Annotated in this window: 16 protein-coding genes; 8 read left to right on the top strand and 8 right to left on the bottom strand. The window is 72.3% G+C overall.

Going from position 1 to position 14,591, the window contains the following annotated elements:
- Nucleotides 1–115: 115 nt before the first annotated feature.
- From LCD31_RS10420 to LCD31_RS10405, 4 genes are all read right to left on the bottom strand, one after another.
- The gene (locus LCD31_RS10420) at nucleotides 116–1,543 is read right to left on the bottom strand and encodes a cytosine permease (protein ID WP_224957609.1); all 1,428 of its coding nucleotides are present in this window, start codon (nucleotides 1,541–1,543) and stop codon (nucleotides 116–118) included.
- Nucleotides 1,544–1,622: 79 nt separating this feature from the next.
- Complete coding sequence (locus LCD31_RS10415) at nucleotides 1,623–2,132, bottom strand: flavin reductase family protein (protein ID WP_224957608.1); 510 nt, start codon at nucleotides 2,130–2,132, stop codon at nucleotides 1,623–1,625.
- On the bottom strand, nucleotides 2,129–2,569 hold the full coding sequence (locus LCD31_RS10410; protein WP_224957607.1) for an ester cyclase: 441 nt from the start codon (nucleotides 2,567–2,569) through the stop codon (nucleotides 2,129–2,131). Before LCD31_RS10410 ends, LCD31_RS10415 begins: the two co-directional genes overlap by 4 nt.
- A gap of 28 nt (nucleotides 2,570–2,597) precedes the next feature.
- Nucleotides 2,598–3,176: a hypothetical protein gene (locus LCD31_RS10405; RefSeq protein ID WP_224957606.1), complete on the bottom strand. Its 579-nt coding sequence runs from the start codon at nucleotides 3,174–3,176 to the stop codon at nucleotides 2,598–2,600.
- Between the two features lie 255 nt (nucleotides 3,177–3,431).
- Between LCD31_RS10405 and LCD31_RS10400 the strand changes: the two genes are divergently transcribed.
- From LCD31_RS10400 to LCD31_RS10375, 6 genes are all read left to right on the top strand, one after another.
- A complete protein-coding gene (locus LCD31_RS10400; protein WP_308011329.1) occupies nucleotides 3,432–4,064 on the top strand; it encodes a GntR family transcriptional regulator in 633 nt (210 codons plus the stop codon).
- A gap of 165 nt (nucleotides 4,065–4,229) precedes the next feature.
- The gene (locus LCD31_RS10395) at nucleotides 4,230–5,360 is read left to right on the top strand and encodes an LLM class flavin-dependent oxidoreductase (protein WP_224957604.1); all 1,131 of its coding nucleotides are present in this window, start codon (nucleotides 4,230–4,232) and stop codon (nucleotides 5,358–5,360) included.
- Nucleotides 5,357–5,959: an amino acid synthesis family protein gene (locus tag LCD31_RS10390; protein WP_224957602.1), complete on the top strand. Its 603-nt coding sequence runs from the start codon at nucleotides 5,357–5,359 to the stop codon at nucleotides 5,957–5,959. The genes LCD31_RS10395 and LCD31_RS10390 overlap by 4 nt, the downstream gene beginning before the upstream one ends.
- Complete coding sequence (locus LCD31_RS10385) at nucleotides 5,956–6,507, top strand: amino acid synthesis family protein (RefSeq protein WP_224957600.1); 552 nt, start codon at nucleotides 5,956–5,958, stop codon at nucleotides 6,505–6,507. The genes LCD31_RS10390 and LCD31_RS10385 overlap by 4 nt, the downstream gene beginning before the upstream one ends.
- The gene (locus LCD31_RS10380; protein ID WP_224957598.1) at nucleotides 6,504–7,241 is read left to right on the top strand and encodes an alpha/beta fold hydrolase; all 738 of its coding nucleotides are present in this window, start codon (nucleotides 6,504–6,506) and stop codon (nucleotides 7,239–7,241) included. The genes LCD31_RS10385 and LCD31_RS10380 overlap by 4 nt, the downstream gene beginning before the upstream one ends.
- Before the next feature lies 1 nt (nucleotide 7,242).
- Nucleotides 7,243–8,733 (top strand): aldehyde dehydrogenase, encoded by a 1,491-nt coding sequence (locus tag LCD31_RS10375; protein ID WP_224957597.1) that lies wholly within the window; start codon nucleotides 7,243–7,245, stop codon nucleotides 8,731–8,733.
- Between the two features lie 50 nt (nucleotides 8,734–8,783).
- Here the strand turns inward: LCD31_RS10375 and LCD31_RS10370 are convergent, their stop codons facing one another.
- From LCD31_RS10370 to LCD31_RS10360, 3 genes are all read right to left on the bottom strand, one after another.
- Nucleotides 8,784–10,127 (bottom strand): adenylosuccinate lyase family protein, encoded by a 1,344-nt coding sequence (locus LCD31_RS10370; protein ID WP_224957596.1) that lies wholly within the window; start codon nucleotides 10,125–10,127, stop codon nucleotides 8,784–8,786.
- Nucleotides 10,124–11,482 (bottom strand): cation:dicarboxylate symporter family transporter, encoded by a 1,359-nt coding sequence (locus LCD31_RS10365; protein WP_224957595.1) that lies wholly within the window; start codon nucleotides 11,480–11,482, stop codon nucleotides 10,124–10,126. The genes LCD31_RS10370 and LCD31_RS10365 overlap by 4 nt, the downstream gene beginning before the upstream one ends.
- Nucleotides 11,483–11,568: 86 nt before the next feature.
- Nucleotides 11,569–12,294 (bottom strand): GntR family transcriptional regulator, encoded by a 726-nt coding sequence (locus LCD31_RS10360; RefSeq protein WP_224957594.1) that lies wholly within the window; start codon nucleotides 12,292–12,294, stop codon nucleotides 11,569–11,571.
- A gap of 270 nt (nucleotides 12,295–12,564) precedes the next feature.
- Between LCD31_RS10360 and LCD31_RS10355 the strand changes: the two genes are divergently transcribed.
- The gene (locus LCD31_RS10355; RefSeq protein WP_224957593.1) at nucleotides 12,565–12,819 is read left to right on the top strand and encodes a hypothetical protein; all 255 of its coding nucleotides are present in this window, start codon (nucleotides 12,565–12,567) and stop codon (nucleotides 12,817–12,819) included.
- A gap of 147 nt (nucleotides 12,820–12,966) precedes the next feature.
- Here LCD31_RS10355 and LCD31_RS10350 read toward each other — a convergent pair whose 3' ends face one another.
- Nucleotides 12,967–13,863 (bottom strand): DMT family transporter, encoded by an 897-nt coding sequence (locus LCD31_RS10350; protein WP_224957592.1) that lies wholly within the window; start codon nucleotides 13,861–13,863, stop codon nucleotides 12,967–12,969.
- A gap of 54 nt (nucleotides 13,864–13,917) precedes the next feature.
- Here LCD31_RS10350 and LCD31_RS10345 point away from each other — a divergent pair, with 54 nt between their 5' ends.
- On the top strand, nucleotides 13,918–14,469 hold the full coding sequence (locus LCD31_RS10345) for an XRE family transcriptional regulator (protein ID WP_224957591.1): 552 nt from the start codon (nucleotides 13,918–13,920) through the stop codon (nucleotides 14,467–14,469).
- The last annotated feature ends 122 nt before the right edge of the window (nucleotides 14,470–14,591 follow it).

Below are 14,591 nucleotides of genomic sequence, written 5' to 3'. Positions count from 1 at the left end.
GCCCCCCGCCCCCCCGCCGCCGCCCCCCGCCCCCCCCCCCCCCCCCCCGCCCGCGCCCCGCCCCCCCCGCGCCCCCCCCCCCCCCCCCGGGCCCGGGTTCGCGCCCCGCGGGGCGTCAGGACTTCGACGTCGCCGGAACCTCGTCACCGCTGCGCCGCGCCGAACCCCGCACCCACAGGTACGGCAACCGGCGGGTGGCCAGGTACACGATCGCGGCCACCGCGGCGGCGACGTAGTTGCCGAGCGAACCCCACTCCGGGTGCGCCGCGGCGATCGGCCCGGTGTAGAGCGCCGAGTGCCAGAACGGCACCGACAGCAGCACCCCGGCCGCCCAGGCCACGAAGCCCCAGCCCACGACGCGGCTCCGGTCGTAGAGCTCGCCGATGCGGCTGCGGTCCGAACGCCCGCCCACGTAGTAGTCCAGCAGCAGCACCGTGGCGAACGGCGCGATGAAGTACGCGGTCAGGCTCAGGAAGACCTCGAACTTCGCCTCGATCCCCGTCTCGCCCCACAGGCTGATCAGGAAGCCGAGCACGCAGATCAGCGCCACGCCCTGCGGCCGGGTCAGCGGCACCCGCAGCGTCTGCAGCGAGATCGCCCCGCCGTAGACGTTGAGGAAGTTCTGCGACAGCGCCGAGAGGATCACCGCGGCCAGCGCGGGCACCGCGAACGGCCCGGTGAGCTGGTGCAGCGCCGCGATCGAGTCGCTGGTGGTGGCGCTGTTGCCCAGCAGCGCGCCCACCACGCCCAGCCAGAACACGGTGATGAACGTGCCGAGCCCGGTGAACAGCGCGGTCAGCTTCCCGCTGCGCTTGGTGTCCGGCAGGTAGCGGGAGTAGTCGGAGGCGAACGGCGACCAGGCCACCAGGAACGCGAAGAAGGCGCCGGCGAAGGTGATCCACCCGCCCCAGCCGCCGATGTAGCCGTCGGCGGTGGCGTCGGCGTGGAACGTGCCGGCGCCGCGCGCCAGCGCGACCACGGTGATGAGCAGGAACAGGGCGAGCAGCACGAACGCCAGGATCCGCTCCAGGTAGTGGATCATGTTGTATCCGTAGATCGCCACCACCAGCTGCACCAGCGTCAGCAGCAGCGACCCCACCCAGAACGGCACCGGCAGCAGCTCGGCGATGGCCTTGCCACCGAGGATCACCGTCACCGATGCCCAGCCGACCCCGGCGAAGACGTTGATGTAGGCGACCGGGATGAAGTTGCCGAGGAACCCGAGCGGGCCGCGGGCCTGGATCTGCTGCGGCACGCCGAGCCGCACGCCCATCCGGGACATGGTCGCCATCAGCAGCGACCCGGCGAGGGCACCGGCGGCGACCGCGGTGACGGCGGCGGTGAAGCTGAGCCCGAGGGCGATGGCGTTGAACCCGAGCATCATGATCGGGAAGTTGAGGTTCGCCGCGAACCAGACGAAGAACTGGGAACTCGGCTTGCCGTGGCGTTCGGAATCGGGGATGTGGTCGACGCCGAACGGCTCGACCGTCGTCACCGATTCGCCGTACGCGGGCTGCGGAGTCGGCGCTGACTCGTGCGTCATGGTCTCTCCAGTGCTGAGAGCCGGAACGGCTCGGCGTGCGAGGCGGGACCGGGGTCGGCCTCGCAGGCGGGGATCGGGTTCAGGGGCTGAGCGGGGTCATGTCGGCGGGCGCGAAGAACTTCCCGGCCCGGTACACCAGCGGATCGACGTCGCGGTGCTCGGCCTGCACGATGCGGCCGACGAACACGGTGTGGGTGGCGGCGCGCAGCCGTTCCCCGATCTCCACTTCGACGGCGGCCGCCGAGCCGGTCAGCAGCGGCGAACCGTGCGGGCCGGGCGACCAGTCGACCTCGGCGAACTTGTCGGTGTTCTTGGAGGCGAAGACTCCCGCGACGGGCAGCTGGTCGGCGGCGAGGATGTTGATGCCGAGGTGGCTCGCGCGCACCAGCGCCGGGTAGGTGCTGGAGGTGGTCTGCACGCAGACCATCACCATCGGCGGTTCCAGCGAGACGCTGCAGAACGCGTTCACGGCGAGCCCGCGCGGCACTTCGCCGTCCATCGCGGTCACCACGGTGACGCCGGTGACGAAGCGGCGGTGCACCTCGCGCACCGCGGCGGGGTCGACGGCCTGCTCGGTCCGCGTGCTCATCGGTTTCCCTCCCCGATCGAGATGATGCCCAGCGCCCGCAGCAGCTGGCGCGGGTCCCAGGTGACCCATTCCGCGGTCACCCGGTCGCCGTCGAAGGTGGCGAAGGTGACGCCGACGACCTCGACGGCGCGGCCGGTGGGCGGCACGTCCAGGAAGGTCTCGGTGTGAGTGCCGCGGCTGCGCCAGCGGATCACCACCCGGTCGCCCTCCTCCACCAGTTCCTCCACCTCGGTGGTGAGGTCGGGGAACGCCTCCCTGGTGGTCAGGATGGATTCCTTGAAGCCTGCGCGGTCCTGCACCGCGCCGTCGGACGCCGAGGTCCGCGCGTAGCCCGGGGCCAGCAGCTCGTCGAGCGCGTCGACGTCCCCGCGGTCCCAGCACGCGGTCCACGCTGCGCGGATCCGCTGCTTGCGCGGCGAGTCCTGTCCTGCGGCCATGTGTCACTCCTTCGATGCCCGTCCAGGGTCAGCACAGGCCCTGGTTCCTGTTCGGCGCGCGCCCGCCGGGGATGCCCAGGCGGCTGCGCACGTCGTTGCGCACGCGCTCCACGACTCGGGTGAACGTTCCCTCGCCGAACCTTCCGTCGGTGTACAAGCGCATCCAGCCGGCGCCGTCGAGGTACCCGGCCTCCAGCGCCGCGCACCTGCCGTCCAGCTCGGCGCGGGTCCGGTCGCCCGCGGTGTCGAGCAGCACGAGGTGGTAGCCCGGCCCGGTCCGCCCGGTCCAGGCCGCGATCCCGGTGTCGCGGTCCTTGAACCGCTCGGCGCGGGCCTTGATGTCGACCGATTCGGCCAGCGCACCCGCTTCCGCGGGCAGCCAGCCGGGGTCGGTGCCGGTGGCGGCCGGGTGGGCGAGGACCTGGAGGCAGACCTCCGGTTCGTCCCGGCGGCCGCACCAGGTCAGCGCGATCCGGTGCACGTGGGCCTGGCCGGGAACGAGTCGCCGCCGCACCGGCCGGTGGCCGGTGAGCAGTTCCAGTTCCGCGGCCAGCACGTCCACCGCCCTGGCCAGGTCACCGGTTCCGGGTTCCGCCGCATCGACCAACGCTTCGTCCCCCGTCCGGATCGAGTGCCCGTCCGACCGAGCCTGCTTGTATGTCAGCGGGACGCTACGAGTGGACCAGGTCACTGTCAAGAATCCACCTGGGATCCACTGGCCAGATCATCGATCACCAGGCGGTACCGCGAAAAAATCACGGGTTCCCATTGACCTGCCCAGCACGGTCTGGCTAGCGTGCCTGCCATGCAAGAGACCGGAACACGGGCCGCTAGTATGCAAGCCCGGGGCGCTCGGGCCCGAGTGCTGGACGGTTTGCGCGAGGCGATCATCCGCGGCGAGCACCAGCCCGGTGCGCTGCTGTCGGAGGGCACCCTCGCCGAGACCTACGGCACGAGCCGGACTCCCATCAGGGAAGCCCTCCAGCAGCTCCAGACCGAAGGTCTGGTCGAGGTCGTCCCCCGGGTCGGCAGCTTCGTGCGCGAACCGTCCCGGCGCGAGCTCGGCGAGCTGTTCCAGCTGAAGGCGGTACTGGAGGGGCTCGGCGTGCAGCTGCTGGCGCAGCGGGGCCGCGTCGCGGAGGTCGATCTGCTGCGCGACAACCTCGCCGAGTCCGAACGCGCCGTCGCCGACGGCGACGTGGAGCGCTACGCCCAGCTGGTGCACGACTTCCACGGCCTGGTCATCCAGGGCGCGGACAACAGCAGGCTCGCCGAGCACTACCAGATGCTGATGAACCAGCTCGCCTACCACCGGGTCGTGATGAACACGTTGCGCCACCCGGGGCGGCTGGGCGCCTCGCTGCACGAGCACCACGAGGTGTTCAAGCGGATCGTGGACAAGGACGCGTTCGGCGCCGAGCAGGCCATGCGCGACCACGTCCGGTGCAGCGAGCGCGAGGCCATGACCCACCGGGAGCAGCCCGCCCCGGAGTGATCCGGCTTCGGCCCCGGCAAGAGAAGACCGGCCACCGCGGGGAGCTCTCCCGGCGGTGGTCCCCCGAGCACGCCCGCCCGGCGGCGCGATCCCCGCGCCCGTCCGGTCTCCGCGGCACCCGCGCACCGTCCGGTGCGGATCCCTCTCCTCGACGTGGAGGCAGACATGCGTTTCTCCATCTTCCACAACCTCGGCGCACCCGGGCGGTTCGGCGAGTACGACCAGGTCATGAACGAGACCCGGGAGTTCGCGCGGTACGCGGACCAGGCCGGGTTCTGGTCCATCTGGTACACCGAGCACCACTTCGGCCACGAGGGCTACGAGCTGATCGCGAACCCGGTGCTGATGGGCGCGGACATCGCCGCCCGCACCGAGAACATCCGCATCGGGCAGGCCGCGAACATCGCCACGTTCTGGCACCCGCTGCGGCTGGCCGAGGACATCGCGCAGCTCGACCAGCTCTCCGGCGGCCGCGTCGAGGTCGGCCTGGGCCGCGGGCTCTACGGGCGGGAGGCGCTGAACCTCAACACGCTCGCCGACCCGCGCGACCAGGAGCAGAACCGGGCGCTGTTCGACGAGACCGTGGAGATCCTGCAGAAGGCGTGGTCGAACGAGTTCTTCTCGCACGACGGGCGCTTCTACACCTTCCCGGCCCCCGGCGTGCGCTGGGAGCACCCGCTCTCGCCCGCCACCCCGGAGTTCACCGAGGACGGCGTGATCACCAAGCTCGCCGTCACCCCGCGCCCCTACCAGCGCCCGCACCCGCCGCTGTGGCAGGTGATCGACAGCCCGCGGTCCATCCAGACCGCCGCCCAGCAGGGCGTGCAGGGGCTGTTCTGGCTGCCGCCGATCTCGGCGCTCAAGGACCGCTTCCAGCTGTACAAGGACTCCGCGCAGGCGGCGGGCCGGGACCTGGCGCTGGGCGAGGGCATCGGCCTGGTCCGCGACGTGTTCGTCGCCGACACCATGGAGCAGGCCCGCGCCCAGTTCGAGGAGGCGCTGCTGACCTCCTACAAGTGGATCACCCACTGGCGCGGGCTGGGCAACCTGATGGAGGCCGGTGAGGAGCTCACCGACGCCCACGAGCTGTCCTTCGAGTTCCTGGAGCAGCGCAACCTGCTCGTCGGCACCCCGGAGCACGTGGCGGGCAAGATCGAGGAGCTGCAGGAGGAGCTGAACCTGGAGCACCTGCTGCTGTGGACCACGCACCCCGGCCTGCGCCACGAGCACGCGATGCGCAGCCTCGAACTGTTCACCGAGAAGGTCATGCCGCGCTTCCAGGGCTCCGGCTCGTGAGCGGGCCGCGCAAGGTCGTCACCACGACGGAGACCGTGCTGCGCGAGCTGGGCTCCCCGGTGGAGTCCACCGCGCACCGCGCCGCCGCGGCCGCGGTGATCCCGAACCCGTGGGCGGGCCGCGGCCACGTCGCGGACCTCTCCGCGGAGGTGGAGCGGATCGCGCCCGGCCTCGCCCGCACCCTGCACGACGAGCTCACCGCGGCGCTGACCACGGCGAACGGCGGCGAGGCCGAGATCACCGCGTTCGGCAAGGCCGCCATCGTCGGCCTGGACGGCGAGATCGAGCACGGCGCGGCGCTGATCCACACCCCGTACTTCGGCAACGTGCTGCGGGAACTGGCGGGCGGCACCGCGGTCATCGTGTTCTCCGACGAGCGCGGGCCCGCCGGGACCACGCTGACCGTGCCGATCTGGCACAAGACCGACGCGGCCACCCGCTCGCACTACCAGACCATCCCGGTGCGCATCCCGGACGCGCCCGCCGACGACGAGATCGTCGTCATCGCGGCCGCGTCGACCGGACCGCGCCCCAACGCCCGCATCGGCGACCGCAAGACGGATCCGGTGGTGCGGCTGGCAGACCTGGAGGACCGATGAACATCCGCAAGATCGTGAGCTACACCGAGGACGTGCTCACCGAAGGCGGCCGCCCGGTGGACCCGCGGGCGCGCACCGCGGTGGTGCTGGCGGTGCTGCAGAACCCGTGGGCCGGCGAGGGGTTCGTGGCGGACCTCGCGCCCGGCATCGAGGAGTTCGCGTCCCCGCTGGGCGCCCTGCTCGCACCCCGCGTGGTGGAGGCGCTGGGCGAGCCGATCGAGGCCTACGGCAAGGCCGCGATCGTCGGGCTGGACGGCGAGGTCGAGCACGGGTCGGCGCTGATCCACACCTTGAAGTTCGGCGACCACTTCCGGCAGGCCGCGAGCGCCACCACGCTGCTGCCCGCGGTGGAGAAGCGCGCGGCGGCCGGCACCACCTTCGACATCCCGCTCAAGCACATCACCGACGCGACGATCCGCTCGCACCACCAGAGCATCGAGGTGCGGCTGGCCGACGCACCGCGCGCCGACGAGATCGTGGTCGGCCTGGCCGCGGCGGCGCAGGGCCGCCCGCAGGCGCGGCTCGCCCCGCTGTCGAGCGAGCGATGACCGACCAGCTGGTCCTGCTGCACGGCGTCGGCCTGGACCACCGCATGTGGGACCGGTGCGCGCCGGAGCTGGCCCGGGACAACCCGGTGCTGGCCCCGGACCTGCCGGGCCACGGCGCGGGCGGGGCCGTCGAGCCGGACGCGGAGCTCGACGACCTCGCCGCGGCGGTGGCGCGGCGGCTGAGCGGTCCCGCCCACCTGGTCGGGTTCTCGCTCGGCGCGCTGGTGGCGCAGTGCCTCGCGGTGCGCCACCCGGAGCTGGTGCGGTCGCTGGTGCTGGTGAGCTCGGTGGCCGCCCGCAGCCCGGAGCAGTCGGCCGCGGTCGGCGACCGGCTGCGCGGCGTGGCGCAGGACTTCGCCGGGACCGCGGAGGCCGCCGTGCAGCGGTGGATGAGCCCGGACTGGCAGGCGCGCGAACCGGAACTGGCCGACCGGCTGCGCACCACCCTGCTGGGCAACGACCTCGACGACTACCTGGCCTGCTACCGGATCTTCGCGACGGCGGACCGCGAACTGGCCCCGCTGCTGCCGGGGATCACGGCACCGACGCTGGCGATCACCGGTGCCGAGGACCCCGGTTCGACGCCCGCGATGACCGAGCACTTGGCCGCGACCATCCCGGAGGCGCACGCCGTCGTCGTCCCCGGCGCCCGGCACCTGCTGCCGCTGGAACGGCCGGACCGACTGGTCGCCGAGATCCGCACGCACCTCACCCGCACGACCGTGGAGCGTTGAGATGAGCACCGAACTCCCCCGCTACGAGCACTACATCGCAGGCGAGTGGGTCGCCCCGGCCGAAGGCGGCTACTTCGCCAGCACCAACCCGACCACCGCGCAGCCCTGGTACGAGGCGGCGCGCGGCACCGAGGCCGACGTGGACCGCGCGGTGCGCGCCGCGCGGGCGGCGTTCGAGGCGCCGTCCTGGCGCGACCTGTCCCAGACCGCGCGCGGGCGGTTGCTGCGCAGGCTCGGCGACCTCATCACCGAGAACGCCGAGGACCTGGCCCGCACCGAGACCCTGGACAACGGCAAGCTGCTGCGCGAGATGCGGTCCCAGCTGGCCGGGATCCCGGAGTACTTCTACTACTACGCCGGTTACGCCGACAAGATCCACGGCGAGGTCATCCCCGCGAACAGCACCAAGCTGCTCAACTACACCCAGCGCGAGCCGGTGGGCGTGGTCGGGGCGATCACCCCGTGGAACTCGCCGCTGATGCTGACCACCGCGAAGATCGCGCCGGCGCTGGCCGCGGGCAACACCGTGGTGATCAAGCCGTCCGAGCACACCTCGGCGTCGGTGCTGAAGCTGGTGCCGCTGTTCGAGCAGGCCGGTTTCCCGCCGGGCGTGGTCAACGTGGTCACCGGATTCGGCGCGGACGCCGGGAACGCGCTGGTGGAGCACCCGCAGGTCGCGAAGCTCAGCTTCACCGGCAGCACCGCGACCGGTTCGCGGATCTCCGCCGCCTGCGGTTCCCGGTTCGTGCCGGTGACGCTGGAGCTGGGCGGCAAGTCGCCGAACATCGTCTTCGACGACGCCGACACCGACAGCGCCGCGATGGGCATCGTCGCCGGGATCTTCGCCGCCGCCGGGCAGACCTGCATCGCGGGCAGCCGGGTCTTCCTGCAGCGCGGCGTCTACGACGAGGTGCTGGAGAAGGTCGCGGCCCGCGCCGCCACCATCAAGATCGGCGACCCGCTGGAGCCGGAGACCGAGCTCGGCCCGGTCGCGTTCGGCGACCAGCGGGACAAGATCGAGGAGTACGTGCGGATCGGCCGCGAAGAGGGCGGCCGGGTGCTGACCGGCGGCGAGCGGCCGGACGTGGGCCTGGACGGCTACTTCTACTCCCCCACCGTGTTCGTGGACACCGACAACGGGATGCGGGTCTGCCAGGAGGAGATCTTCGGCCCGGTGCTCACGGTGATGCCGTTCGACACCGAGGACGAGGTGGTGGCGCTGGCCAACGACACCACCTACGGGCTGGCCGCCGGGGTGTGGACGCGGGACCTGGCGCGGGCGCACCGGCTCGCCTCGGTGCTGGAGGCCGGGACGGTGTGGGTGAACACCTACCGCGCGATGTCGCCGATGTCGCCGCGCTCCGGGTTCAAGCAGAGCGGGGTCGGCATCGAGCACGGCACCGAGGTGCTGCGCGAGTACACCAGGCTCAAGAGCGTCTGGATCAACACCGACGAGAGCCCGGCGCGGGACCCGTTCGTGCTGGGTTCCTGACGGTTCCGCCGGGGTCCACCGCGCGGTCCGCGGTGGAACCCGGCGGTGGGTCAGCCGCCGACCACGCCCCGCGTCATGGCGCGGGCGCTGCCGAGGTAGTTGGCGGGGTCGCAGAGCTCGTCGATGCGCCGCTCGCCGAGCCGCTCCACCAGTTCCGGGTGCCCGCGCAGCTCGGTGGCGAGGTCCTGCCCGCCCTCGATGGCGCGGCGGCAGGCGTCGTAGACCACTTCGTGCGCCCGCTGGCGGCCCAGTTCGGGCGCGACCGCCATCATCACGGCCTCGGCGACGATGAGACCGCCGGTCAGGTCGGTGTTGGCGCGCATCCGGTCGACGTCGACTTCGAGGCCGCCGAGCATGAATTCGGCCTGGTGCAAGGAGGAAGCGGCCAGCTGGAACGCCTCCGGGACGGTCGCCCACTCCAGGTGCCACGGCCCGGTGGCCCGCTCGAAGTCCTGCATCATCGCGTCGAGCATGGTGGCGGCCCGGTCGCGCAGCAGCTTCGCCGCCGCCACCATCAGCTCGCTGGAGATGGGGTTGCGCTTCTGCGGCATGGTGGAGCTCGCGCCGCGGCCGGGCACGAACGGTTCGGCGACCTCGCCGAACTCGGACGAGCACAGCATCGTCACGTCCCACCCGATCTTGCCGAGCGAACCGCCGATCGCCGCCAGCAGCGACACGATCTCGTTGAGCCCGTCCCGGGCCACGTGCCAGGTGATCTCCGGGTCGCGCAGCCCCAGTTCGGCCGCGAGAGCCGCGCGGACCGCGAGCCCCTCCGGCCCGGAGCCGAGGGACGCCAGGGTTCCGGCCGCCCCGCCGAACTGGACCATCAGGTCGCGTTCGCGGGCCGCGGCCAGCCGCTCGGCGTGGCGGTCCAGCGCGGAAACCCAGACGGCGCACCGGAATCCGAACGTCACCGGCAGCGCGTGCTGCAGGTGGGTGCGCCCGGCCGCCACCGAGTCGACGTGCTCCGCGGCCAGCCGCCGCAGCACCGCCCGCACCCGATCGAGAGCGGTGGCGACGAGGTCCAGCCCGTCGCGGCACTGCAACATCGTCGCGGTGTCCATGATGTCCTGGGTGGTCGCGCCCCAGTGCAGGTAGCCGCCCGCCTCGCCGCACTGCTCGGCGAGCTGGGTGACCAGCGGCAGCACCGGGTAGCCGACGTTCTCGGTCTCGGTGCGCAGCCGTTCCAGGTCGAGCGCGACCGGGTCGACCGAGTCGGTGATGATGCGCGCCGCCTCGGCGGGGACCACGCCGACGGTGGCCTGCGCGCGGGCGAGGGCGCTCTCGGTCTCGGTCATCCGCGCGAGGAAGCTCGCGTCGCTGAAGACCTCGCGCATCGGGCCGGTGGAGAACATCTCCCGGTACAGGACCGAGTCGAACACGGTGCTGCTCATGCGTTGCTCCCGGAGGTCGTGGGGTCGGTGCCGCGCGCGGCGGCGATCTGTTCGGGTTCGGGTTCCCGGTCGAGCAGCGCCGGATCGGCCAGGACGGCGCGCAACCGGTCCCGGTCCAGGTCGCCGTTCCACCGCGAGATCACCAGCGTGGCCACCACGTTGCCGAAGGTGTTGCAGGTGGAGACCGCCATCGACATCACCCGGTACACGCCGAACAGGATCGCGACGCCGTCCACGGGCAGGTAGCCGGTGGCGGTGATCGTGGAGGCGAACACCACGAACGTCCCGCCGGAGACGGTCGCCGCGCCCTTCGAGGTCAGCAGCATGATCAACAGCAGGCCGAGCTGCTGCTCCAGCCCCATCGGGATGCCGTAGGCGTTGGCGAGGAACAGCGTGCACAGCGCCATGTACAGCGAGGTGCCGTCGAGGTTGAACGCGTACCCGGTCGGCAGCACCAGCCCGACGGTCTGCTGCGACATCCCCATCCGCGGGAGCTTCTTGAGCAGGCCGGGCAACCCGGCCTCGGAGGAGGCCGTGCCGAGCACCAGCGTCAGCTCGGTGCGGACCGCGCGCAGCAGGCGCAGCACGTTCACCCCGATGGCCAGGCAGATCCCGCCGAGCACGACGAGGACGAACAGCGCGACCACGATCCAGTACTCGGCCACCAGCTCGGCCAGGGCCAGCAGCATCGCGGACCCGTTGGTGCCGACCGAGTACGCGATGGCGCCGAAGGTGCCGAGGGGCGCCAGCCGCATGATCACGCCGATCATCGCGAAGAAGCCCTCGGACGCGGTCTCCAGCCCGGCGCCGAGCCGGGTCCGCACAACGGGCGCCATCGAGAGCAACCCGATGCCGAACAGCACGGCGATGACCACGACCTGCAGCAGGTGCCCGGAGGTGAACGCGCCGGCGAAGTTGTCCGGCACCACGGTGTCCAGGAAGTCCTCGTGCGCACCGGTGTCCGGGGCCGCCGGGTGCTGCGCGCCGCGCAGCGCGCCCGCTCCGGTGCCGACGCCGGTCAGGTTCCCCACCAGCAGCCCCAGCAGCAGGGCGACGGTCGAGACGACCTCGAAGTAGACCAGGGCGAGGAGTCCGGTGCGCCCGGCCTTCTTCAGGTCTCCGGCCGAGGCGAAGCCGAGCACGATGGTGAAGAACACCAGCGGCGCGACCGCGACCTTGATCAGGTCGAGGAAGACGTCCCCGACGACCTTCAGGTGGGCGGAGAACCCGGGGAACGCGGCACCGACGGCGATGCCCAGCACGATCGAGATCAGCACCTGGTTGCCGACGCCGGTGTACCAGCGGGAGCGGCGGGCCGGTGCGCCTCCGTCGCGGAGCTGCTCCGCTGACTTCATGCCTGCACCTCTTTGTGTCTAGACAGTTTCTGTCTAGACAGAATTGAGGCTGCGGTGCCCTCCTGTCAATGCCCGCGCGCAGGGCACTACTGCCCGGAGCGGACCAGCGTCGTGCGGTAGCTGAAGCTGCCGCCCGGGTGCACCCCGACCGTCACCTCGAACAGCTCGCCCGCCGCGTCGAAGTAGCGCCGGACGAACTCCAAGGCCGGGCAACCGGTTTCCAGCCCGAGCGCCGCCGCCGGCTCCGCGGGCATCGGCACCGCCCGCACCTGCTGGTCCACCCGGTGCGTCGTCCGGCCGGTGCGCTCAGCCAGCAGGTCGCTGATCAACCGGGTGCTGCGGCCCAACTCGCCGGACACCACCGCCGCGTCCTCCGGCGCCAGGTACACCTGCGACCAGGACACCACCGAGCCCTCCTCGGCCCGGCGCAGCGTCGTCAACCGGGCGCGCGCCGCGCCCACCGGGAACCCGGTCACCGCCGCCAGCTCGGCGTCCACCGCGACCTCCGCGACCTCCGCGACCTCCCGCACCGCGTCCCTGCCGTACTGGGTCAGCTCTTCCAGGCTGTTCAACGAGGTGTCGAAGCGCTCCACCGGGGCCAGCCGCCGCACCCGGGTGCCGTCGCCCTTGCGCCGCGACACCAGGCCCCAGGACTCAACCTCGCGCAGCGCGGTGCGCAACGTCTCGCGGGAGACGCCGAACCGGGCCGCCAACTCGGGTTCGGGCGGCATCCGCTCCCCCAGCGGCCAGCTGCGCGCCCCGATGTCCGCCGCCAGCTCGCGGGCGATCCGCAGGTAGCGCGGCTCCTTCATCGACGACGTCTCGACACCCTCCACTCCCGCAGCCTCCCACACCGCCCGCTCCCGCCCGGGTGAACGGCCCGCCCGGCGGACGAGCGGACCGATCACCCGCGGCCGTCAGGCGAAGGCGGTGCGGGGAGCCGCGACGCGGTCGATCTCGCCGTCGGCGATCGTCTCGCCGCGGGCGTTCGCGGGACGATCCGGCGGCGATTCGGTCGCGGGTCTCCCCACGGGGCCGCGGTTGCTCTAGGGTCCGGTGCCACTCGACGAAGGTGGGCCGCCATGTCCGAACGTTCCGCGCGCGGGTCCTGGCGCAAGCGGCTGCGCAACACCGGATGCCTGATCGCCCTGGTGATCGTGCTGGTGCTGCTGGGGTTGGTCGTGCTGCTCGCGGTGATCGCGAAGGATCCGAGCGGCGCGGCGGGCGGGGTGAACCACTGGTGGGGAGCGCTCGGCGACGGGGCCCGCTCGGTGCTCAGCGCCCCGATCGACTTCTTCCGCTCCCTGCTCCGCTTCGGCGAGGAGATCGGCGGCTGACGCGCGAGCTCGACGATCGTCGAGCGGAGCGCGGTCCGCCGGGTCGCGTCACCTACCCCACCCGGCAGCGCGGTCGTGCCGGTCGGGGCAGACCGCTGACGCGCCCCGGAACCCGGAGACGTCCGGGCCGGGGCAGGGGCTGACCGGTCAGCGGGTGGTGGACTCGGACAGTTCGGCGGCAGGAATGTCCACTTCGGACTTCGGGCGTGATTTCAGCTCGCTGACCAGGGTGCCAATGATGATCAGCGCGGCGCCGACGAGCGCGAGCCCCGGCAGCCGATCCCCCGCCAGGCGACCGAAGATCCCGCCCCACACGGGTTCGCCCGCGTAGATGATCGTGGCACGCGTCGGCGGGACCTCGCGCTGCGCCCAGTTCATCGCGATCTGGATCAGGCAACTCGCCGCGCCGAGCCCGAGCGCCGCCACCAGCCACACCCAGGAGAACGCGGGCAGCGCCTCACCGGCCACCGGCATCATCGCCAGCGACAGCGCACCGCTGACCAGCAGCTGCACCACGGTGACCCCGCCGAGGCGGACCTTCCCGGCGAACGTCCCGATCAGCACGATCTCCGCGGCGATGGCCACCGCGCCGACGAGCGTGGCGAGCTCCCCGCCGCTCATCGAGATCCCCGCCGCCCCGGGACCGGCCAGCAGCACCAGCCCGGCGAAGGCGAGCGCGGCACCGACCAGCGCCGGCACCGGCGGCGCCTTGCGGAACACCGCCCACTGCAGCAGCGGCACCATCGGCACGTACAGCGCGGTGATGAACGCCGAGGAACTGCTGCTGATCGTCTGCAACCCCCAGGTCTGCAACCCGTAGCCGAGGAAGATCGTGAGGCCGATCGCCGCCCCGGCGCCCAGCTCCCGCGGGCTAATGCCCCGCAACGCCCGGCGGAACACCACGAGGCTGAGCACGCCCGCGGCCAGGAACCGCACGCCGACGAAGAACAGCGGCCCGCAGTAGCGCATGGCGGTGTGGATGACCAGGAACGTCCCGCCCCAGATCACGGTGATGCCCACCAGCGCCAGCTCGTGCCGGTTCACCACCCGACTCGAATGTGCAACATATTGCACCACGTTATGTGTAGAATCCTGCACGTGCAAGAGCCGCCCCCGGACGTCCTGGTGCACGTCGCGGACAACCTCCGCCGACTGCGCCACGAGGCCGGGCTCAGCCAGTCCGCGCTCGCCGCCGAAGCCGGGCTGAGCAGGCGCACGATCATCAACCTGGAAGCGGGCGAGGCGAACATCGGCCTCTCCGGGCTCGACAAGCTCGCCCGCACCCTCGGCGCCACCCTCGTCGAGGTCGTCAGCCCGCCGTCCGCCCCGCCCGGCAGGATCGAGGCGACCGCGTGGCGCGGCGCCGAGGCCGACAGCCGCGCGGTGCTGCTCGGCAGCGCGCCCGCTCGTGACCAGGCGCAGCTGTGGACCTGGAGCCTCGCCGCCGGTGACCGCTACGACGCCGAACCGGACCCCGCCGGCTGGCACGAGATGGTCTTCGTGACGGCCGGGCGGCTGCGCATCGAGCGCGAGGACGAGGTGGCGGTCGTGGACGCGGGCGACTACGCGATCTACTCCAGCGCGCAGCGGTACTCCTACGTCAACGACGCCGCGGGGACCACCACGTTCCTCCGCAACGTCGTCTCCTGACCGACGTGGGGGGGGGGGGGGGGGGGGGGGGGGGCGCCCCCCCCCCCCCCCCCGCCCCCCCCCCGCCGCCCGCCAAAAACACACCCCACCCCCCCCACCGCGGCGCAGGGGAGAGAGAGAGA

The sequence above is a fragment of the Saccharopolyspora sp. 6M genome, from assembly GCF_020176775.1.
GTDB classification, from domain to species: domain Bacteria; phylum Actinomycetota; class Actinomycetes; order Mycobacteriales; family Pseudonocardiaceae; genus Saccharopolyspora_C; species Saccharopolyspora_C gregorii.
The sequence above is the reverse complement of the archived record's forward strand: the minus strand, read 5'-3'. Positions and strand labels throughout refer to the sequence as shown.